This is a genomic window from Shewanella fodinae (assembly GCF_014651955.1).
Taxonomy (GTDB): domain Bacteria; phylum Pseudomonadota; class Gammaproteobacteria; order Enterobacterales; family Shewanellaceae; genus Shewanella; species Shewanella fodinae.
Window position 1 is genome coordinate 1 of the sequence record NZ_BMXW01000044.1, and the last position, 1,052, is coordinate 1,052.

Genomic DNA, 1,052 nt, shown 5'->3' on the forward strand with positions numbered 1-1,052 from the left:
GGCCTTGTTGATCAAATCAATCGCAGATAAGCCAGTTCCCATCATGGTTCGTGGTGTTAATTGAGCCTCTGGCGAATGGGCATACCTAGTCCTATGACTTTGTTCATCACCTTCACGCCAGCCAATGCCTCGCCGACTTGTCCATTGTAGTCCCGTAGGCTTAGTTGCGGACTGATGAGTCGCTTGTAACGATACATGGCGGTTTCTGACAAAGAACGTTGATGATAGTCATTGTCTTTCTTCCATTCTTCGAGTGTATCGCTTTTCAACGCCTTAACTGCCTCATTCCTCGGATGACCAGTTTCCCAGTAACCCGCATTCTTCCTGGGCGGAATGGTCGGCTTGCTGTTTTTTCGTTTCAGCAGCTTATGGCAGTTCTTGGTATCATAAGCCCCATCGGCTGAGACTTGTTTTATTTTACGTCTCAGTGGGTTCAATAACGTGGGCAGAACCTCACTATCGGCCACGCTTTCAAGGCTCACTTCCGCTGCGATGACTTCATGCGTTGCGGCATCCACTGCTAAATGAAGCTTACGCCAAGTGCGGCGTTTTTCTTTACCGTGCTTACGAATTTTCCATTCACCTTCGCCGTAAACTTTCAGACCTGTGGCATCGATAACCAAGTGAGCGATCGCGCCGCGACTGGGGTTGTGGTAGCGAATGTCGACAGTCTTGGCTCTCTTGCTGATACAGCTATAACCTGGTGATTTCAAAGGCACGCTCATCAAGCCAAATACCGAATTGATGAAACCTTCCAGTGCTCGTAAGGGGAGATTGAATAGACCTTTAAGCATCAATGCGGTCTCAATTGCAGTGTCACTGTACTGAAATCCTCTGCCTCGGCCACCATGATGTTTGCTGCAACACCAGTGGTTCATAGCCTGCTCGTCTATCCAGAACGTCAGTGAGCCCCGCTTAGTCAAGGCTCTGTTATATTCCGGCCAATTGGTGATTTGGTGCTTGGATTTGCCCACTGCTATCCATTCCTGTCTGCTATTTACAGGATCTGATCGCATCAGAGGCAGAAGGTTCCACATTTAGGCAACAACGCC

1 protein-coding gene is annotated in these 1,052 nt (G+C 48.9%); it reads right to left on the bottom strand.

Translation table 11 applies throughout. The features are described from left to right. Positions 1-56: 56 nt before the first annotated feature. Positions 57-974 carry an IS5 family transposase gene (locus IE064_RS18040; RefSeq protein ID WP_189619047.1) on the bottom strand — a complete coding sequence of 306 codons (918 nt, stop codon included), beginning with the start codon at positions 972-974 and terminating at the stop codon, positions 57-59. Between the last annotated feature and the right edge of the window lie 78 nt (positions 975-1,052).